The organism is Acidovorax sp. IB03 (assembly GCF_016406015.1).
Lineage (GTDB): Bacteria > Pseudomonadota > Gammaproteobacteria > Burkholderiales > Burkholderiaceae_C > Acidovorax > Acidovorax temperans.
Genome location: NZ_JAEFCH010000043.1, coordinates 1 through 18,264, shown reverse-complemented (window position 1 = coordinate 18,264; position 18,264 = coordinate 1). Strand labels below are relative to the sequence as shown.

General features: G+C 67.0%; 17 protein-coding genes. 10 read left to right on the top strand and 7 right to left on the bottom strand.

Features of this window, described 5'->3' with window-relative positions:
* Window positions 1-325 precede the first annotated feature (325 nt).
* The 3 genes from IHV84_RS17630 to thiL are packed head-to-tail and all read left to right on the top strand — an operon-like array spanning window position 326 to window position 3,706.
* Window positions 326-1,585 carry a cation:proton antiporter gene (locus IHV84_RS17630; RefSeq protein WP_142083013.1) on the top strand — a complete coding sequence of 420 codons (1,260 nt, stop codon included), beginning with the start codon at window positions 326-328 and terminating at the stop codon, window positions 1,583-1,585.
* A complete protein-coding gene (locus IHV84_RS17625; protein WP_044396431.1) occupies window positions 1,575-2,699 on the top strand; it encodes a YbdK family carboxylate-amine ligase in 1,125 nt (374 codons plus the stop codon). The genes IHV84_RS17630 and IHV84_RS17625 overlap by 11 nt, the downstream gene beginning before the upstream one ends.
* Before the next feature lie 32 nt (window positions 2,700-2,731).
* Window positions 2,732-3,706: a thiamine-phosphate kinase gene (thiL, locus tag IHV84_RS17620; RefSeq protein WP_198847836.1), complete on the top strand. Its 975-nt coding sequence runs from the start codon at window positions 2,732-2,734 to the stop codon at window positions 3,704-3,706.
* Window positions 3,707-3,750: 44 nt separating this feature from the next.
* On the opposite strand, the gene IHV84_RS17615 is transcribed toward thiL, so the two are convergent.
* The gene (locus tag IHV84_RS17615; protein ID WP_198847835.1) at window positions 3,751-5,046 is read right to left on the bottom strand and encodes a ferric reductase-like transmembrane domain-containing protein; all 1,296 of its coding nucleotides are present in this window, start codon (window positions 5,044-5,046) and stop codon (window positions 3,751-3,753) included.
* Window positions 5,047-5,219: 173 nt separating this feature from the next.
* Here IHV84_RS17615 and IHV84_RS17610 point away from each other — a divergent pair, with 173 nt between their 5' ends.
* From IHV84_RS17610 to IHV84_RS17590, 5 genes are all read left to right on the top strand, one after another.
* A complete protein-coding gene (locus IHV84_RS17610; RefSeq protein ID WP_198847834.1) occupies window positions 5,220-6,875 on the top strand; it encodes a DUF4139 domain-containing protein in 1,656 nt (551 codons plus the stop codon).
* A complete protein-coding gene (locus tag IHV84_RS17605; protein WP_198847833.1) occupies window positions 6,872-7,420 on the top strand; it encodes a phosphatidylglycerophosphatase A in 549 nt (182 codons plus the stop codon). Before IHV84_RS17610 ends, IHV84_RS17605 begins: the two co-directional genes overlap by 4 nt.
* A complete protein-coding gene (locus IHV84_RS17600) occupies window positions 7,417-7,980 on the top strand; it encodes a CinA family protein (RefSeq protein WP_198847832.1) in 564 nt (187 codons plus the stop codon). Before IHV84_RS17605 ends, IHV84_RS17600 begins: the two co-directional genes overlap by 4 nt.
* 104 nt (window positions 7,981-8,084) lie before the next feature.
* Window positions 8,085-8,573: a nuclear transport factor 2 family protein gene (locus tag IHV84_RS17595; protein ID WP_198847831.1), complete on the top strand. Its 489-nt coding sequence runs from the start codon at window positions 8,085-8,087 to the stop codon at window positions 8,571-8,573.
* Window positions 8,574-8,617: 44 nt separating this feature from the next.
* A complete protein-coding gene (locus IHV84_RS17590) occupies window positions 8,618-9,025 on the top strand; it encodes a GFA family protein (RefSeq protein WP_198847830.1) in 408 nt (135 codons plus the stop codon).
* 100 nt (window positions 9,026-9,125) lie between these two features.
* On the opposite strand, the gene IHV84_RS17585 is transcribed toward IHV84_RS17590, so the two are convergent.
* Window positions 9,126-9,989 carry a UPF0149 family protein gene (locus IHV84_RS17585; protein ID WP_233100101.1) on the bottom strand — a complete coding sequence of 288 codons (864 nt, stop codon included), beginning with the start codon at window positions 9,987-9,989 and terminating at the stop codon, window positions 9,126-9,128.
* A 239-nt stretch (window positions 9,990-10,228) separates the two neighbouring features.
* Here IHV84_RS17585 and IHV84_RS17580 point away from each other — a divergent pair, with 239 nt between their 5' ends.
* Both IHV84_RS17580 and IHV84_RS17575 read left to right on the top strand, forming a co-directional pair.
* On the top strand, window positions 10,229-11,062 hold the full coding sequence (locus tag IHV84_RS17580) for a hypothetical protein (RefSeq protein ID WP_198847829.1): 834 nt from the start codon (window positions 10,229-10,231) through the stop codon (window positions 11,060-11,062).
* A 336-nt stretch (window positions 11,063-11,398) separates the two neighbouring features.
* On the top strand, window positions 11,399-13,111 hold the full coding sequence (locus tag IHV84_RS17575; RefSeq protein WP_198847847.1) for an ABC transporter ATP-binding protein/permease: 1,713 nt from the start codon (window positions 11,399-11,401) through the stop codon (window positions 13,109-13,111).
* Between the two features lie 51 nt (window positions 13,112-13,162).
* Here IHV84_RS17575 and IHV84_RS17570 read toward each other — a convergent pair whose 3' ends face one another.
* From IHV84_RS17570 to lptA, 5 genes are all read right to left on the bottom strand, one after another.
* Window positions 13,163-13,648, bottom strand: coding sequence for a putative toxin-antitoxin system toxin component, PIN family (locus IHV84_RS17570; RefSeq protein ID WP_198847828.1), 486 nt, complete (start codon window positions 13,646-13,648; stop codon window positions 13,163-13,165).
* Window positions 13,638-14,927 (bottom strand): class I SAM-dependent RNA methyltransferase, encoded by a 1,290-nt coding sequence (locus tag IHV84_RS17565; protein WP_198847827.1) that lies wholly within the window; start codon window positions 14,925-14,927, stop codon window positions 13,638-13,640. The genes IHV84_RS17570 and IHV84_RS17565 overlap by 11 nt, the downstream gene beginning before the upstream one ends.
* Window positions 14,928-15,025: 98 nt before the next feature.
* On the bottom strand, window positions 15,026-16,648 hold the full coding sequence (rpoN, locus tag IHV84_RS17560; protein ID WP_198847826.1) for an RNA polymerase factor sigma-54: 1,623 nt from the start codon (window positions 16,646-16,648) through the stop codon (window positions 15,026-15,028).
* A gap of 67 nt (window positions 16,649-16,715) precedes the next feature.
* Window positions 16,716-17,498 carry an LPS export ABC transporter ATP-binding protein gene (lptB, locus tag IHV84_RS17555; protein WP_044396404.1) on the bottom strand — a complete coding sequence of 261 codons (783 nt, stop codon included), beginning with the start codon at window positions 17,496-17,498 and terminating at the stop codon, window positions 16,716-16,718.
* Entirely contained in the window at window positions 17,495-18,139 is a 645-nt protein-coding gene (lptA, locus tag IHV84_RS17550) for a lipopolysaccharide transport periplasmic protein LptA (protein ID WP_198847825.1), read from the bottom strand. Before lptA ends, lptB begins: the two co-directional genes overlap by 4 nt.
* Window positions 18,140-18,264 lie beyond the last annotated feature (125 nt).

Genomic DNA, 18,264 nt, shown 5'->3' with positions numbered 1-18,264 from the left:
CGGGTATCTGGTACGGTCGGGTGGTTGAGCGCCCCCTGCGTTCGGTCGCAGACTCGTCCCAGAGTCCTGTTGGCTCGTTGGCCCGTGTGCAGTTTTTGCCCCCAGCCTGCCTGTCACCGAACCCTTTTGCAGGACATGAGCCTGCAGGGCTTGCCGGGGGTCGCACAAGCGCCAGCCGCCGCGCTGGATGCACCACCGCTCACCCCGCCCATGCATGCACCGCAGGTGCAGCGCCCCGCTTGCACTGCAATGGGCGCACCAAGGCACCGGGCGTTTTGTTCCACCTCCGGGCCGCAGGCCCGTTTCCACCCGAGGTCACCACCACATGAATGAACTTATGAGTTTTTGGGCCCAGTGGCTCAGGCCATCGGCGGGACTACCCACCGTGCAGTGGTCACTGCTGCTGGCGGTTGCTGCCATGGCGGGCTACCTCATCCAGCGCCACACCGGTCTGCCCAAGGTGCTGGGCTATTCCCTGGTAGGCACGGCCGCCGGGCTGGCCGGCTTCAGCGGCGCGGTGTGGCCTTTGCAGGGCATTGGCCTGTTCCTGCTGGAGCTGGGCATTGCGCTGGTGCTGTTTGAATGCGGTGGCCGTATCTCGCTGCGGTGGTTCCGCCACAACCCCATGGTGCTGGTGCAAAGCATTGCCGAGTCGGCCCTGACGTACTTTGCCGTGTATGCGGTGCTGTTGTGGCTGGATCAGCCCACCCAGGTGGCCGGGCCGCTGGCCTTGGTGGCGCTGGCCGCTTCGCCCGCCGTGCTGACGCGCGTGGTAGCCGACACCCGCGCCGCCGGGCCGGTGACGGAACGCGCCGTGGTGCTGGCCACGTTGTCCACGCTGTACGCGCTGACGCTGGGCTCCGCCTGGTCCGAGCAGATGAACCGGCAAAGCGCCACCTTGCTGGATGCGATTTCGCCCGCCGTGGTGGTGCTGGGCGTGTCCATTCTGGTCGCGGCCGTGCTCACGCTGGTGCTGCGCACTGCACTGCGCTTCATGAGCCCCACCAGCGAAAACACCTCGATGCTGCTGCTCACGCTCATCGCCGCGGGCTCCACCGTGGCCTCGCACATGGGCGGCTCGGCGCCGCTGGCAGCGCTGCTGGCGGGCATCTTGCTTAAGCAATTGAACCCCCGGCCCTGGGCCTGGCCACGGCAGTTGGGCAACGCCTCATCGCTGCTGACCATGCTGATGTTTGTACTGGTGTCCACCGTGGCCGCGCAGGCTGACTGGAGCGGCCCCGTGGCCGGCGCCGTGCTGGCTCTGATTGCTGCGCGCCTGATTGCCAAAGCCGTTGGCGTGGGCCTGGGCAACGTGGGCAGCGGCGCCAGCTGGCGCCAGGCGCTGTGGGCGGGCTGCGCGATGACGCCCATGTCCTCCATCGCGCTGCTGATTGCATCGCAGTTTGTGGTGGCTTCGCCCTCCACCGGCTACCAGATTGCCAGCGTGGCGCTGCCCGCCATCTTGCTGATGGAAGTGCTGGGCGCCGTGATTGCCACCGTGGCCATCTACCGTGCGGGCGAAAGCTCGAAACCCTGGGCACCGCTGCTGCGCGGTGGCCGCAACGGAGAATCGAATGAGTCTTGAAGCCTTCCACCATTCCGAGCCGCTGACGCTGGGCGTTGAGCTGGAGTTGCAGCTGGTCAACACCAACGACTACGACCTGGCCCCGTATGCAGAAGACATGCTGCGCCTGATGAAGAAAACCCCGCTGCCCGGCAGCGTGGTGCCCGAGATGACGAACAGCATGATCGAAATCTCCACCGGCATCTGCCACTCGGCCAGCGAAGTGGTGGGCCAGCTCACCCCCATCCGCGATGCGCTGGTCAAAAGCGCCGACAAGCTCAACATCGCCGTGGTGGGCGGCGGCACGCACCCCTTCCAGCAGTGGCACGAGCGCCGCATCTACGACAAGCCGCGCTTTCGCGAACTGTCGGAGCTGTATGGCTACCTCTCCAAGCAATTCACCATCTTTGGCCAGCACGTGCACATTGGCTGCCCCAGCGCCAACGCGGCCCTGCTCATGCTGCACCGCATGAGCCGCTACATCCCGCACTTCATTGCGCTGTCGGCCTCCAGCCCCTATGTGCAGGGGCAAGACACGGCGTTTGACTCGGCGCGGCTCAACTCGGTATTTGCCTTCCCGCTGTCGGGCCGCGCACCGTTTGCGCTGACCTGGGAAGACTTCACCGCCTACTTCGACAAGATGACCCGCACCGGGGTGGTGAAGAGCATGAAGGACTTCTATTGGGACATTCGCCCCAAGCCCGAGTTCGGTACCATCGAGATCCGCGTGTTCGACACCCCGCTCACCATCGAACGGGCCGCCGCCCTGGCGGGCTACGTGCAGTCGCTGGGCGCATGGTTCCTGGCCGACGAGCCCTTCATGCCGCAGGAAGACGACTACCTCGTCTACACCTACAACCGCTTCCAGGCCTGCCGCTTTGGCATGGAGGCGGTGTACGTGGACCCCGCCACCGGCGACCACATGCCGCTGCGCGAGCACATCCTGATGACCATGGACAAGATCGCCGGCCACGCTGCGGCGCACGGCGCCTCGAACGCCCTGCACCTGTTGCGCACCGACACCCAGGCCGGCCAGAACGATGCCCGCTGGCTGCGCGACCGCCAGCGCCAGGAACAGTTGCTGGCCGAGGTCAGCCGCCAGGCAGCGCAGCGCTTTCGCGGCGCACCTGTCTGAGCAGGCCACCTCAACCCGCCGACAATCAGGCCATGGGTGAATTTGACCTGATTGCGCGCTACTTCACGCGCCCCGTTCGCCACGCCGCTTTGGGCGTGGGCGACGACTGCGCCTTGCTGGCCCCGCGCCCCGGCATGCAACTGGCCATCAGCAGCGACATGCTGGTCGAAGGCCGCCACTTCTTTGCCGATGTAGACCCCGAGGCCCTGGGCCACAAGGCCCTGGCCGTCAACCTGTCGGACCTGGCGGCCTGCGGGGCCAGGCCGCTGGCCTTCACGCTGGCACTGGCGCTGCCCCGGGTCGATGAAGCCTGGCTGGCTGGCTTTTCCAAAGGCTTGCTGGCGCTGGCCGATGCACACGGCTGCGAGCTGGTGGGCGGTGACACCACGCAGGGGCCCCTGAACATTTGCATTACCGTGTTTGGCGAGGTGCCTGCGGGCCAGGCCCTGCTGCGCAGCGGCGCGCGCGCGGGTGATGACATCTACGTGAGCGGCACGCTGGGCGATGCACGCCTGGCGCTGGAAGCCCTGCTCGGCCACATCCACCTGCCAGGCGAACTGCTGGCCCAGGCCCGCCAGCGGCTGGAGCGCCCCACACCCCGCGTGGCGCTGGGCCTGGCACTGCGCGGCATTGCCAGCAGCGCCATGGACGTGAGCGACGGCCTGCTGGGCGACTTTGGGCACATCCTCAAAGCGTCTGGAGTGGGTGCCTGCATCCGCACTGATGAAACTATCAAATTGATAGCTGCTGGCGCTTATCCATCAAGCGCTAGAGGCCAATTTGATGCAAAAATACTGCAGCAATGCACCCTGGCGGGGGGTGACGACTACGAGCTGCTGTTCACCGCCCCGCCCCAGCACCGCGCCGCCGTGGCAGAGGCTGCAGCCCAGAGCCAGACACCTGTCACGCGCATTGGCCAGGTGGAAGCTGCACCGGGCTTGCGGCTGGTGGATGCACAAGGCATGCCGGTAGAAAACCGCTTCGCCTCGTTTGACCACTTCGCCTGACAGCCAGAGCGCCCTGTGGGAGCCCCCGGAAGAAGGCGCCCCGCTCAGCGCATCTGAAACAGCTCCTGGTGAAAGCGCCCTTGCCTGCGCCCCAGGCGCTGCATGGTGTCGCGCAGCGCCTGGCCAAAGCCCTGCGGCCCGCAGAACCACACGCTGGCCTGGGGCCCGGCGCTGGCGAGCAATGCGTCGGCGGCCACCTTGCCGGTGACGTCACTGTGGTGAATGTGCAGCGTCACGCTGGGCAGCTGCGCGCACAGCTGCTGCATGCGCTCGGCAAACACGGCCTCTTGGGCGTTGCGCACGCAGTAGTGCAGTTGCACCACCGGGGCCTGGGCCGGGTTGGCCACCAGCGATTCCAGCCAGGCCACAAACGGCGTGGCGCCAATGCCTGCGGCCACCCACACCTGCTCGGGGGCACGGTCCTGGCGGAAGTCGAATCGCCCGTACGGCCCTTCCACCCACACCTGCTGGCCCACGGCCACCTGCTGCGCCAGTCGCGCGGTGTAGTCGCCCAGCGCCTTGATGGCAAAGCGCAGGCGGCCGTCGCCGGTATCGGCGTTGACCAGCGTGAAGGGGTGGTGCCCCTCGCCCGCTTGCAGGGTCAGGAACACAAACTGCCCGGCCCGATGCTTCCAGGTGCCCTGCACCCGGCATTCCAGCTCTACCACACCACTGGGGTGCACCTGCACATCCACCACCTGGGCCGCATGGCGGCGGCTGCCGCCAATGCGCCCGGCCAGCGAACGCACTGCGCACAGCACGCCCACCAGCGAGGCCGCGGCCACGAACGCACCCGCAGGCTGCGCCCACCAAGCGGGCGGCACCAGCACCACAGCATGGAAGGCCAGCACCAGGTACACCCCAGCCAGCAGTTTGTGCAGATAGCGCCAGACGTGGTACGGAAACCGCTGCCACAGCGTGATGACCAGCATGGCGGCCAGGAACCAAACCGCCCACTCGCCCATGTCTTCCGCCAAGTGGCGGAAGGTGTTGAGCCACCAGTCCGCGCGCGGAGCCCGCACAGGGCGGCCCACCAGGGCGATCAGCAGGTCTTTGGACAGCTGCGTGCCGTAATGCAGCAGCGACAGCACGATGGCCCCAATGCCCGCCCACTTGTGCAGGCGGTAGATCTTGTCCATGCCGCCAAGCGGCCGCTCCAGCCACACCGGGCGCAGCGACAGCACCATGATGAGCGACATCAGCGCCCAGGCCCCCAGCCCGGTGAGCAGCAGGATCTGGTTGCGCCACCACCAGACATTCATGGCCGGGTCTTGCCACGGCACCGTCATCGCCCACAACAACACCGCCAGCGCCAGCGTGCTTCCCAGAACCTTCTTCATCATCGACCTTGTATTTGTTTTATGAGACTTCTCACGATAGCCCTGGGGGATGAAGGGCGCCTTAACCCGACATAAACAAGCCGTAAAGATGGGCAGCGCCGCGCCCTCTCGCTGCTAGGATTCGCCCACCCCAACACCCCGCACGCCCTGCGCTGCGCTACCGGAGCCCCACCGTGAAGCCATCCCTGCGCCCTCTTGCCTCCACCGCCGCCGTTGCGCTGGCCGCTGCCTGGGTGGCTGCCGCCAACCCGGCCCTGGCGCAAGACACTGCCTCGCCAGTGACTTCGCGGATTGCCCGCGTCACCGTGTACCCCGGCAGCGCCACGGTCGAGCGCGTGGCCAAGGTGCCCGCCGGTGCGCGCAGCATCACGCTGGGCTGCCTGCCTGCGTCGCTCGATGCGCAAAGCCTGCAGATCCACGCCGACGCCGCCGTGCGCGTGGGCGAATTCAATGTGCGCACCGAAGACCGCGACGTGGTGGCCGCCTGCGCCAGCCCGCTGGACGGCCGCATCCGCGAGCTGGAAGACCAGATCGCCGCCGTGAAGGCCGAAGCCGCCTCGCTGCAACTGGTCGATGGCTACCTGAAGAACGTAGCGACCGGGGGAGCTGGCACTGAAGCGCCCGGCGGCCGCTTGCAAGCCACCACGCCCGCACAGATCGCTGCCACCGCCGACGCGCTGCGCAAGTCGGCGCACGAATCACAAACCCGCGCGCACCAGTTGCAGCGCAAGCAAGAGGCACTGGAGCTGGCCCTCAAGCCCCTGACCGCAGAACGCGAACGCACAGCCAGCCAGCGCGCGCAGGTGGTCTCCGTCACCGTGACGCTGGCCACCGACCGCGAAGCCGAGTTGCGCCTGTCTTACCAGGTGCGCGGCACCGGCTGGCAGCCCACCTACCGCGCCACTCTCGATGCCGCCAAACCCAGCGTGCTGCTGGAACGCCAGGCCCTGGTGGCGCAAAACAGCGGCGAAGACTGGAGCAACGTGCAGCTCACCCTCTCCACCGGCCAGCCCAGCCGCACCACCCAGGGCCGCCTGCCCCGGCCGTGGACGCTGGACATTGCACCGCCCACCCCCAAGGCCGCGCCGGTGCCCGCCATGGCCATGGCAGCCCCTGCCCCCGCATCGCCCCTGGCACGCCGCAACCTGGCTGAGGACGCCCTGCCCAGCTTCGAAGTGACCAGCACCGACAAGGCCTTTGCCACCGAATTTGCCGTGCCCCAGCGCATCACCGTGCCCTCCAACGGCCAGCGCGTGACGCTGGCCCTGGGCAGCTACACCGCGCCCGCCACCCTCATCACGCGCACCGCGCCTGCCATGGAAGAAGCCGCCTACCTCGTGGCCGAACTGGCACCGCCCCCGGGCGTGTGGCCGGCGGGCCATGCCAACCTGTACCGCGACGGCGCCTTTGTGGGCACAGGCCGCATCGACTTTGCCGCGGCCACCAGCGCCAACGGCACCAGCAGCCTGGCCTTTGGGCGCGACGAGCTGGTCACCGTGCGCGCCGAGCCCGTGCAGGATTTGACGGGCAGCGCCGGCTTCACCGGCTCGCGCGTGGAGCGCCGCACCCGCCGCGCTTACACCGTGGAAAACCGCCACAAGACTCCCGTCACGCTGCAGGTGCTGCACGCCGCGCCCGTCTCGCGCAACGAGAAGATCGAGGTCGAATCGCGCTACCAGCCCCAGCCCCAGCCCGCCGACCTGGCCTGGAACCGTACCCCCGGCACCGTGGCCTGGCAGCAGCCGCTGGCCGCCGGGGCCACCGCGCAGTTCAGCGCCGATCACACCATCCGCTACGCCAAAGACCTGGACGTGCAGGAACGCCAATGACCTTCGCTTCCCCGACTTCTGCAGCAGCAGCCCCTGGCGTGGCCGCCCCGCGCCGCGCCAGCGCCGCCTTCATGCTGGCACACCCGGCCCACGCCATAGCGCTGGGCTTTGGCTCCGGCCTCTCGCCGTTCGCCCCCGGCACCGTGGGCACGCTGTGGGGCTGGATGTCGTTCCTGGTGCTCATGCCCTGGCTCAGTGCTGCGCAAATGGGCCTGCTGATTGCAGGCGGCGCGCTGGTGGGCTGGTGGGCCTGCACCACCACCGCCCGCAACCTGCGCGTGGCCGACCCCGGCGCCATCGTGTGGGACGAAATCGTGGCCTTCTGGCTCGTGCTGTGGCTGGCCATGCCCATGGGCCTCATGGGCCAGATCGTGGCCTTTGCCCTGTTCCGCTTTTTTGACGCCGCCAAGCCCGGCCCCGTGGGATGGGCTGACAGCCTGTTCAAAGGCTTTGGCTGGCGCGGTGGCTGGGGCATTCTGTTTGATGACTTTGTGGCCGCCTTCTGCACGCTGCTGGCGATTGCGCTGTGGAGGTTCTTCGCATGAACCCCGCAGCACCCACCACCGCCCAATCACTATCAAAAAGTGAGCTGCCAGCGCTTACCAATCAGGCGCTGGAGGCCGATTTGATTCAAATCTCCACCACCCTGCTGGCCCGTGGCTGGATGCTGGCCACCGCCGAAAGCTGCACCGGCGGCATGATCGCCGCCGCCTGCACCGACCTGGCGGGCTCCAGCCAATGGTTTGAGCGCGGCTTCGTCACCTATTCCAACGAGGCCAAGACCGAACTGCTGGGCGTGCCTGCCGGGCTGATCGCCACCCACGGCGCCGTGAGCGAACCCGTGGCCCGCGCCATGGCCCTAGGCGCCGTCGCCCATTCCCGCGCGCAAGTGGCCGTGGCCGTCACCGGTATTGCAGGCCCCACCGGCGGCACTGCCGACAAGCCCGTGGGCACCGTGTGGTTTGGCTGGAACGTGAACGGCAACATCACCACCGCCACCCGCCGCTTTGACGGCGACCGCGCCGCTGTGCGCCAGCAGACACTGGCCTGGGCATGCGCGCGGTTGAACGCCCTATTGCAAGCACCCCCGCCTGCACCCCGCTAATTCAACGGAAAGTCATCCAGACAAACACAGGCAACATCGCCCAGGCGGCACTGCAGCCGCCGCGCTGCGGGTAGCATGCCCCCCCACATTCAGGAGGAGACCGCATGCACCCCAACGCCCAGACCCTGCAACGCTTCTACACCGCCTTCAACCAGCTTGACCACGCCACCATGGCCGCCTGCTATGCGCCGGATGCGACGTTTGAAGACGAGGCCTTTTCGCTGAAAGGCCGCGAGCAGATCGGCGGCATGTGGCGCATGCTGTGCAGCGCCGCCCAAAAGCCCGCCGCGGCCAAGCACTGGAAGCTGGAGTACAGCGGCATCGAAGCCGACGCCAACGGCGGCCGCGCGCACTGGGAGGCGCACTACCTCTTCAGCGCTACCGGCCGCACGGTGCACAACATCATCAACGGCACCTTCACCTTCACACCCGACGGACTGATCGCCACCCACCGCGACCGTTTCAACTTCTGGCGCTGGGCGCGGCAGGCACTGGGTGCGCCGGGGCTGCTGCTGGGCTGGTCGCCCTCACTCAAGCGCAAGGTGCGCAACACCGCAGCGGGGAACTTGAAGAAGTTTCTGGCGCAAGCCTGAACCTGCACCAGCTGGCGAACACGACCCACGCACAAGGAGGTGCCATGCAGGTGCAAGGCCAATGCCATTGCGGCGCAATCGCCTACGAAGCGCAGGTGGACCCTGGCACTGCGACGGTGTGCCATTGCACGGATTGCCAAGCGCATTCCGGCTCCGCCTTTCGTACCAACATCCCGGCCCCGGCGGCAGGCTTTCGGCTCACCCGCGGCACACCCCGCACGTACATCAAGACGGCGGCCAGCGGCAACCGGCGTGTGCTGGCCTTCTGCGACGTCTGCGGAAGCGCACTGTATGCCTGCGCGGCGGACAATCCGCAGACCTATTCCCTGCGGCTCGGAACCATCACGCAAAGGCACGAGCTGGGCACGCCGCAGCGCCAGATCTGGACGCGGCGCCGCCTTGCGTGGGTCACCTTGCCAGAAGACATCGACACGTTCGACGGACAGCCGTAGCGCCCCTGGCAACAGGAGGCTGAGAGAAAAGCGCGGGCCTATCAGCCTCCCGCGCACTGGCTACAAGCGCAACCAGCTATCAAAAATGTAGTACCAGAGGTTATGCCCCGTGGCACTTCTTGTACTTCTTGCCGCTGCCGCAGTGGCAAGGATCGTTGCGGCCGGGCTCGGGGGCCTTGCGCAAGGTTTCCACACGCGGGCCCATGCTCTTCCACAGCTGGCGCAGGTCATACACGGCCCAGATGGCTTCGCCGAAGGCTTCCACGCGCGCCTGGCTGGTGCTGGGTGGGCCGTCTTCGTTGTACATGCAGACTTCGGGCTTGCCGGTGTCGTCTTCGGTCAGCGCGACGATGCTGTCGAGCGCATCGTCCAGCCACTGGGCGGCTTCCTTGTCGCGGGGGGCGGCCCAGTCTTCGGGCCAGTTCTCCACCGCGAACATGAACCCAAGAGCCCACACCTGGCCGAAGGAGGGGATTTCCTGGCCTTCCATTTCAGCACGCTCGGCTTCGGGCAGGCTGGCCACAGCGCCGCGCATGTCCATCGCTTCGGGCTGGAAGGTGCGCTCATCGTCCAGCGTCTTCACGTCAGCGTCGAGCTGGGTCACGATCTCGTTCCAGCGGCGGTCCCACAGCTCCAGAAAGCGCGCTTGCTGGGCAGCATCGGCAAAGGCGGGCAGCAGCGGCAGCGGCTCGCCTTCGGCCACTTCCAGCTCGGCGCCATCGCCCAGCAGCATGGGCAGGTATTCGGCGGGGGCGATGGGGCGGCGGCTGCAGATCACGGCCGTCATGAAGCCATCGCAGAACTCCCACTGCGGAATTTCTTCGCCGCGCGTGCGCAGGTCGTCCAGCAGGTTGTCGAGCTCTTCCAGTTCGGCAGCCGTCAAGCCCAGCGCCGGGGCGGCAGCCGAGGAAGTGGCGTTCAGTTCAGCATCGCCCTGGGGCGCAGTGGATTCGGTGGGATTCATGGGTAGGCTCCGATAGGGCGAAGGGGCAGGCGGGGTGCGCTGGGCCTTGCAGGCGCGCCAGCGGTTGTGGCGCAGCGCCGAGGCCGCGAGTTTATCCGGCAGCACACCCCACGGCCAGCCCACGGCCGCGACAGCGGCACAATAGCGCCCTTGCCCACCGGTGCCCTGAGAACCTTTTCAAAGAGCCTGTGCCCCCGTTTTCAGGCCCGCACCGTGGTGCAGCCGTGCCCTGCGCTTTCATGAATTTGCCCACCATCACCCCGCCCGCTGACGCGCCCCAGCCGCCTGTGGACTATGCCGCCTACCTGGCCCGCCAGCTGGCCGTGCAGCAGTTCAACGTGGCCAGCTACCGCCTGGGCGATGAGCAGGTGTGGGTGAAAAAAGCCAACACGCCCCATGGCATGGCGCGCTACCGGGTGCTGGGTGCGCTGGCCACGCTGTTTGGTCTGCCGGTGCTGATCCCGGTGCCCAACCTGGGCGGCCACACGGCCATTGCCACCGAAGTGCAGCGGCTGCGCGATCTGGCCGCACGCGGGCTGCGCGTGCCCACCGTGCTGGCAGCGCAGGAAGACGGTTTCATCATGCGCCACCTGGGGCGGCCGGCAGAGCAGACGCCTTCGCTGGGCAACGAGATCGAGGCCGCCGTGCCCGCAGGCCCCGAGGCCGTGCTGCGCCTGTGGCTGCAAGGGCTGCGCGCGATAGAGCTGGTGCACAACCAGGGCACCTGCCTGAGCCAGGCCTTTGCCCGCAACCTGGTGCGCTGCCCCGACGGGGTGGTGGGCTACATCGACTTTGAAGACGACCCCACGGCCGTGCTGCCCCTGCCGCTGTGCCATGGCCGCGATGCACTGTGCTACGCCCATTCCACCGCCATCTACCTGCGCCAGTGCGGCGCGCTGGAAGATGCCCGCCCGCTGTGGGCGCAGTGGCTACAGGCCCGTGGCCCGGCGCTGCAAGAGGTGATGGAGCAGACCATGCACCGCATGCGTTTTGCCCGCCACCTGCCCCAAAGCCGCAAGCTGGGGCGTGATGTGCAGCGGGTGCGGGCGGCGTACGATTTGCTGCGCCCCTGACATGCGCCCACGCGCAGCGCACCCTGTGGGCGCCTGCAGCCAGGGCAGATATATCGGGAGCAGAAGGCAAAAAGGCAAAAGGCCAGACTCAGTACGCGCGCCAGTCTGAACTGCCGAGTCGGCTTTGGCTGACAGATGCGGGGTGGGCGCATCCCCTATGGTTCAGCCAGCTGCTTCGCACCCTTATTTTTCTACCGTTACATGCCAGACACCACTCCTGCGACAGCCCTGACCGACACGGCGGCTGCACCTGCACCTGCAGCCGCACCGCCCCCCAACCAGAAGCCCCGCCGCCGTCGCCCGCCCACGCTCTCCTGGTCTGCCTGGAAGCAGTTCATGAGCGTGGCGCGCCCCTACTGGCTGGGCGACCAGAAACGCATGGCCTGGGGGCTGCTGGCCCTGCTGGTCGGCCTGATGGTGCTGGAGACCCAGCTCGCCGTGATGCTGATCGACAAGACCGGCGAACTCACATCGGCCCTGGCCGCCAAGCAGGTGGACCGCTTCTGGGACGCGGTGCGCGCCAGCCTGATGGTGGTGGCAGTGGCGGTGCCCGTGTACGCCTTCTACTACTACATGCGCGATGCGTTCTCCAACCACTGGCGCCGCTGGCTCACGCACCGGTTTCTGGATGGCTACCTGAGCGAGCGCAAGTACTACGACATCGGCAACGCCCGTGACATCGACAACCCCGACCAGCGCATCAGCGAAGACATCAACACCTTCACCGGCCGCTCCACGCACTTCCTGCTCATCTTCCTGGGCTCGCTGATGCAGCTGGTCGCGTTCAGCGCGGTGCTGTGGTCCATCTCGCACACGCTGGTGGCGTTTTTGGCGGTGTACGCACTGCTGGGCACCTTTGGCGCGCTGTACCTGTTCGGGGCGCCGCTCATCCGGCTCAATTTCTGGCAGATCCGGCGCGAGGCCGACTTCCGCTTCGGCCTGATGCGCCTGCGAGAAAACGCCGAGTCCATCGCTTTCTACCGGGGCGAGCCCCAGGAACGCGCCCAGCTCAACCAACGGTTCGAGGCCGTGTTCAGCAACTTTGCCAAGCTGATCAAGAAGCAACGCTCGCTCAATCTGTACCAGCGCGGGTTCAGCCAGCTCACGCTGGTGCTGCCCGCCATCATCCTGGCCAACGACGTGCTCAGTGGCGAGCTGGAGGTGGGGCGTGCCATCCAGGCGGCTGGCGCTTTTGCGGCGGTGCTGGCCGCTGTGTCGCTGATCGTGGACAACTTCGAAAGCCTCAGCCGTTTCGTCGCCGGGATTGACCGCCTGCACGCTCTGTCGCAGGTCGTGCTCAAAACACCTGCGGCCCCGACGCCCTGGGCAGAACCGCCCACCAGCGAGGACGCAGCCCCGGCACCCCACGATGGCGCCCAGATCATCACCCGCGAGGGCGACACCCTGGCCCTGGAGGGGCTGACGCTGCACACGCCGCAGTTTGGCCGTCTGCTCGTGCAGGACCTTTCCCTCACCCTGGCAGCCGGAGACGCCCTGCTCATCACCGGCCCCAGCGGCTGCGGCAAAAGCTCGCTGCTGCGCGCGATGGCAGGGCTGTGGCGCACCGGCCAGGGCACCGTGCAGCACCCGCCCCTTGCAGACATGTTCTTCCTGCCGCAGCGCCCCTATCTGCAGCCCGATACCCTGCGCAGCCAGATCATCTATCCCAGCCAGGCCACCGAGCTGACTGACGACCAGTTGCTGGAACTGCTCGATGAGGTGCAGCTGGGCTCGCTGGCTGAACGCGTGGGTGGGCTCAATGCGTCGCACGACTGGGAAAAGCTGCTGTCCACCGGCGAGCAGCAGCGCCTGGCGTTTGCACGGGTCTTGGCCCGCACGCCCCGCATCGTCATCCTGGACGAGGCCACGAGCGCGCTGGACAGCGCGAATGAGGCAGCGCTGTATGAACGCCTGCGGGCCACGGGCATGGCGCTGGTGAGCATTGCCCACCGCCCTGCCGTGCTGCGGCACCACACGCAAGTGCTGCAGCTCAAGGGCGACGGGGCCTGGCAACTGGTGGCGGCAGCCGACTTCAGCTTCGACGAATAAAGGGAACGGTTCGGAGCAAAGCCGCCTGCCCCCAGACTGCGGCTGCGGCTTTCAAGCAGCGGCTGCGGCCAGGCTTTCGTCCAGCACCAGCGCGGTGGCCACGTGGGCATCCAGCGTCAGGAGCCGCTTGCGCATGCAGATCACGGCCTTGTCTTTGCTCAGCAAAATGGCCCGGTGCGCCGCAGCCAAGTCGATGAACTTCTGGTCGTCCGCGTCCTTGCACACGTAGGCCACGCGCGGGGCGATGTCCACCAGCCGGGCCTGTGCGTCAAAAGCGGCCAGCACCTGCGCCGCATCCACGCGGTAGAAGTCCATGCGCGAAACGATGTGCGGGTAGGCCAGCACCCGCTCCAATTCGTCGCGCATGACCTGCGTGGCAATCCAGTGCAGGCGCCCCTGGGCCAGCAGGGTGCGCAGCGGGGCGGTGCGCGGGTCGCTGAAGATCAGCAGATCCAGCGCCACGTTGGTGTCCACCACCACCGGGCGCGCAGGTTCGCCGGGCGCGCCTTCGGCGGGCAGGTGCAGCTCAACCTGCATGCTGCGCCCCGCCGCCCTCGGCCTTGTTCGGGCGTTCGCGCAGGGTGCCCTTGACCATGTCGAAGCGGAACATGCGGCATTCAATGGGGCCGTTCCACATCGGCACGCGGCGCGATTCTTTCAGGCGCATCTTGCTGGGCAGCTTGAGGTCGGGCGTGAGCATCCAGGCCGTCCAGCCGCTGTAGTTCTTTTTCCAGTGCGTGGCCAGTTGGGCGAAGAATTCGCCACCATCGTCGGTGTGCGCAGCCTCGCGGCCCACGCTGGCGCCCAGGGCGCGCTCGGCGGCGCGTTCGTTGGCGTTGCGCCCGGCGGTACCGGCGGCGGCAATGCGCTCGCCGTAGGGCGGGTTCAGCAGCATCACGCCGGGCTGCTCGCACGGCGGCATGCGCTGCAGGGCATCGCCACCGCGCAGCTGCACGGCACCGGCCACGCCCGCGCGCTCGGCGTTGCGCTGGGCAAAGTCCACCATGCGGTGAGCCACATCACTGCCAAAAATGGGTACAGGGCTTTCACAGATTGCGCTGTCAGCTTCGTTTTTGATAGCAGTCCAGACGTGCGCCTGGAACGGCAGCAGCTTTTCAAACGCAAAGCGGCGCAGCATGCCGGCGGGAATGCGGCAGGCGATCTGCGCAGCCTCGACCACGATGGTGCCGCTGCCGCAGCAGGGGTCGTACAGGGGCTGGGGGTGCTCGCCGTGCGGGTCCCAGCCGCTGGCAGCGATCATCGCAGCGGCCAGGGTTTCCTTCAGGGGGGCGTCGCCCTTGTCTTCGCGCCAGCCGCGCTTGAACAGCGGCTCGCCCGAGGTGTCGATGTAGATCGTGGCTTCGTCGGTGGTCAGGTGCAGGTGAATGCGCACGTCGGGCCACTGCGTGTTCACATCCGGGCGCACGCCGGTCTTGGCGCGGAAGCGGTCGGCCACTGCGTCTTTGACCTTGAGGGCAGCGAAATTCAGGCTCTGCAGCGGGCTGTGCTGGGCTGTGACCTCGATCTTGAAGCTCTGGCGGGTGGTGAACCAGATCTCCCAGGCCACGTCGCTGGCCAGGGCGTACAGGTCGTTTTCAGAGCGGTACATGCGGTGCGCCAGTTGCACCAGCACGCGCTGGGCCAGGCGGCTGTGCAGGTTCAGCTGCAGCGCCTGGCGCCAGGAACTGCGCAGCAGCACGCCACCGCGCCCCACCAGCAGGTCGTTGCCCGTGAGGCCGGTGATGCCGTGCACCTCGTCGGCCAGAAAGCCCTCGACACCAGCGGCGCAGGGGAGAAAAAGTTGGAGTTGGTTCATAGGGGGTACCTCTGGTGGTGCCGGTGCATGGTACGCAAGGCAGGCGCGCTGCCAAGGCCCGCAGGACCTGGCGCGGGCGCTGCAGCGGCGGTGGCCAGCTACAACGCCTTGCGCAAATTGGCCGGCGCAATCTTGAGCGCTTCGCGGTATTTGGCCACGGTGCGGCGGGCGCATTCAATGCCTTGCTCCTTGAGCATCTCGGCCAACTGGCTGTCGGACAAGGGCTTGGTGGGGCTTTCAGCGGCCACGAACTGTTTGATGAGCGCGCGCACTGCCGTGCTGGAGGCGTTGCCCCCGGTTTCGGTGCCCAGGCCAGAGCCGAAGAAATACTTCAGCTCGTACGTGCCAATCGGCGTGGCCATGTACTTGGCGGTGGTCACGCGGCTGATGGTGGATTCGTGCAGGCCCAGCTCGTCGGCAATGTCGCGCAGCACCAGCGGGCGCATGGCCAGCTCGCCATGGGTGAAAAAGCTCTTTTGCCGCTCGACGATGGCGCGCGAGACGCGCAGGATGGTGTCGAACCGCTGCTGGATGTTCTTGATGAACCAGCGCGCTTCCTGCAGGCGCTGCTGCAGTCCCGCGTGGCCTTCGCCGCCCTTGCTCCCTTTGCCGCCGCGCAGGGCGCCAGCGTAGATGTCATGCACGCGCAGGCGCGGCATCACATCAGGGTTGAGCGAGACGATGAAATTCTGCTGCCCGCTGGTGCCGTTGCTGCGCCCGGCTTTGCGCACGATCACATCGGGGATGATGATGTTGCGCTCCACATCCACAAAGCGCCGCCCGGGGCGGGGTTCCAGCCGGGCAATCAGGGCCATGGCGGCGCGGGTGCGCTCTTCGCCCGCAGCACCGCCTTCGGTACACGCCTGGGTGAGGCGGCGCACGTCGCGGCGGGCCAGCATTTCCAGCGGCTGCCTGCAGATTTGCAGCGCGGTCTGCACCACGTCAGGTGGCACGGTGCTGTCTGCGTCGGCCGCCAGGGCGCTGAGCTGCAGCGTGAGGCATTCGGCCAGGTTGCGGGCGCCCACGCCCACGGGCTCCAGGGTTTGCAGCAGGCGCTGGGCCACGGTAAAGCGGTGCACCAGCTCGTCGATCTGCTCCAGGTCGTCAGGGCCCGCCAACGCAATGGCCAGCTCCTGCAGCGACTCTTCCAGGTAGCCGTCGTCGTTGAGCGATTCGATCAGGAAGCGCAGAGCAGCGCTGTCCACTTCGGACAGGCGCAGCGCCAGGGCCTGGCGGTGCAGGAAGGCGGTGAGGGACTCTTGCGAACGCGCCAACTCGGTCGCGTCGGCCTCATCGCCTTCGGTGTCGTTGCGGGTGCGAGGTGGGGCGTCGCCACCCCACTCGCTGTCGTTGGGCGCCATCTCCACCGTGCCGTCGCCGCTCCAGTCGGGCTCGTCAGCGGCGCTGCTGCTGTGGTCGGCATCTGATGAAGCATCAAAATCGCCTTCAGCGCCTGTGGATGAAGCGCTGCTAGCTCCTGAATAGATAGCATCATCGGCACTGTGCTCATCAACCTGGGCCGGGGCGTTGGCATGCTCCAGGCCAAACTCTTCGCGCGGTGCTTCGTCGGAGGCGCGTTCGAGAAAAGGGTTTTCGTCGAGCATCTGCTCGACTTCCTGGCCCAGCTCCAGCGTGGACAACTGCAGCAACCGAATGGATTGCTGCAGCTGCGGGGTCAGGGCCAGGTGCTGCGAAACGCGCAGGGACAGGCCGGGCTTCATGCCAGAGCCCCCAGCCCACGCACCAGCGCGGACACACCATTCACAAAAGCCACACTCACACTGGCCATCACATGCGGAAGTGTTCGCCCAGGTACACGCGGCGTACCTCGGCGTTGTCCACGATCTCCGATGGCGTGCCCTGCGCCAGCACCCGCCCATCGCTGATGATGAAGGCGTGGTCGCAAATGCCCAGGGTTTCGCGCACGTTGTGGTCGGTGATCAGCACGCCAATGCCGCGCGCCTTGAGGAAGCCGATGATGCGCTGGATCTCGATCACGGCGATGGGGTCGATGCCAGCAAAGGGCTCGTCCAGCAGAATGAAACGCGGCTGCGTGGCCAGGGCGCGGGCAATTTCCACGCGGCGGCGTTCGCCGCCCGACAGGGCCAGCGCGGGCGAGGCGCGCAGATGGTCTACGCGCAGCTCCTGCAGCAGCGAGGTGAGCTGCTCTTCAATGGCCGCACGCGACAGCGGGGCGTTGTTCTCGTCGCGCTGCAACTCCAGCACGGCGCGGACGTTTTCCTCGACAGAGAGCTTGCGGAAGATCGAGGCTTCTTGCGGCAGGTAAGACAGCCCCAGCCGCGAGCGGCGATGGATGGGCATGTGCGCCACCGATTGGCCATCGATGCGGATGTCTCCGCCATCGCTGCGCACCAGGCCCACGATCATGTAGAACGAAGTGGTCTTGCCAGCGCCATTGGGGCCGAGCAAACCCACCACTTCGCCTTTTTGCACGACCAGCGAAACGTCCTTCACCACCTTGCGGCTGCCGTAGGACTTGGCCAGGTGAGCGACTTCCAGGCGGCTGGAGGATGCGCCAGGGGCAGCGGCTTGCGCGGAACGATCACTCACTGGCTGCCACCACCCAAAGAATTGCTGGGGCGCAGCGCTGGGCCAGAGGCCGGGGCTGCAGGCGCCGCAGCACCCGCGGCGGGCTCCTTCGGCGCCAACACCGCGCGCACGCGGCCACCACCAGTTTGGCCGTCAGCCGAAGGCGTGGCCTTCTTCTGCCCGTCCACCGTGAACACATCGGTCAGGTTGTTGTAGACGATGACGGCGCCCGTGATTTGGTCGCTCAAGGCACCGCCCCGGTAGCGGCGCAGCTCGGCGCGGGTGATAAAGCGCACGTTGTCGGTGCGGCCGTCGTATTCGATGACCTCGCCTTCGCCTTCAATGAATTCCTCGGGGGCGCCTGGCAACGTGTCGCGCTTTTGGCGGAAGAACGCGCGCTTGCCCGCCTCGGCGGTGACGATGCCCGACTGGTAGCCATCGGCATCCTGGCGCACATCCAGCCGCGCACCGCGCAGCACGATGGAGCCCTTGGTCATCACCACCCGGCCCGAGAAGACGCTGGTCTGTTTGACTTCATCGTGCCGCAGCGCATCGGCCTCGATGTTCATGGGCTTGCTGCGGTCGGCCTTTTCAGCCTGCGCCGCGCCAAAGGCGCAGGTCAATGCTGCAAGCACAAGGAGGGAGGTAATGCGATGTTTCATGGAGGGCACGAATCTTGCAATCATTGTAGCCACGCATTGCCGCCCGGGATGAAAAAAGCCCGCTGGCGCGTAATGCCAGTCAGTTAAGCCCGCAGGCGGCTTGATCCAGTAAAAAGGGGACGTGT

Coding starts and splice junctions, on each gene's coding strand:
- IHV84_RS17630 (WP_142083013.1), top strand. CDS start 326: ATGAATGAACTTATGAGTTTTTGGGCCCAGTGGCTCAGGCCATCGGCG.
- IHV84_RS17625 (WP_044396431.1), top strand. CDS start 1,575: ATGAGTCTTGAAGCCTTCCACCATTCCGAGCCGCTGACGCTGGGCGTT.
- thiL (WP_198847836.1), top strand. CDS start 2,732: ATGGGTGAATTTGACCTGATTGCGCGCTACTTCACGCGCCCCGTTCGC.
- IHV84_RS17615 (WP_198847835.1), bottom strand. CDS start 5,046: ATGAAGAAGGTTCTGGGAAGCACGCTGGCGCTGGCGGTGTTGTTGTGG.
- IHV84_RS17605 (WP_198847833.1), top strand. CDS start 6,872: ATGACCTTCGCTTCCCCGACTTCTGCAGCAGCAGCCCCTGGCGTGGCC.
- IHV84_RS17600 (WP_198847832.1), top strand. CDS start 7,417: ATGAACCCCGCAGCACCCACCACCGCCCAATCACTATCAAAAAGTGAG.
- IHV84_RS17595 (WP_198847831.1), top strand. CDS start 8,085: ATGCACCCCAACGCCCAGACCCTGCAACGCTTCTACACCGCCTTCAAC.
- IHV84_RS17590 (WP_198847830.1), top strand. CDS start 8,618: ATGCAGGTGCAAGGCCAATGCCATTGCGGCGCAATCGCCTACGAAGCG.
- IHV84_RS17585 (WP_233100101.1), bottom strand. CDS start 9,989: ATGAATCCCACCGAATCCACTGCGCCCCAGGGCGATGCTGAACTGAAC.
- IHV84_RS17580 (WP_198847829.1), top strand. CDS start 10,229: ATGAATTTGCCCACCATCACCCCGCCCGCTGACGCGCCCCAGCCGCCT.
- IHV84_RS17575 (WP_198847847.1), top strand. CDS start 11,399: ATGAGCGTGGCGCGCCCCTACTGGCTGGGCGACCAGAAACGCATGGCC.
- IHV84_RS17570 (WP_198847828.1), bottom strand. CDS start 13,648: ATGCAGGTTGAGCTGCACCTGCCCGCCGAAGGCGCGCCCGGCGAACCT.
- IHV84_RS17565 (WP_198847827.1), bottom strand. CDS start 14,927: ATGAACCAACTCCAACTTTTTCTCCCCTGCGCCGCTGGTGTCGAGGGC.
- rpoN (WP_198847826.1), bottom strand. CDS start 16,648: ATGAAGCCCGGCCTGTCCCTGCGCGTTTCGCAGCACCTGGCCCTGACC.
- lptA (WP_198847825.1), bottom strand. CDS start 18,139: ATGAAACATCGCATTACCTCCCTCCTTGTGCTTGCAGCATTGACCTGC.